Below are 249 nucleotides of genomic sequence, written 5' to 3' on the forward strand. Positions count from 1 at the left end.
GCTATCTGGCCGACGCGGACGGCGCGGCGTTCGTCACCGCGAACGAGATACACATCCCGGTCGGCGAACCGGTGCTCGTCGAACTGACGAGCGCCGACGTGATCCACGCGTTCTGGGTACCGCAACTCGCCGGCAAGACGCAGACGATCCCCGGCCAGACCAATCGCCAGTGGCTGCAGGCCGACCGGCCGGGCGTCTATCGCGGGCAGTGCTCGCAGTACTGCGGCGCGCAGCATGCGCACATGGCGT

General features: G+C 68.7%; 1 pseudogene. It reads left to right on the forward strand.

What is annotated here, in order from left to right:
* A pseudogene (locus SB816_RS33775) lies at window positions 1–249 on the forward strand (cytochrome c oxidase subunit II); the annotation flags it as partial.

Source organism: Achromobacter sp. SIMBA_011 (genome assembly GCF_046535435.1).
Lineage (GTDB): Bacteria > Pseudomonadota > Gammaproteobacteria > Burkholderiales > Burkholderiaceae_B > Achromobacter > Achromobacter dolens.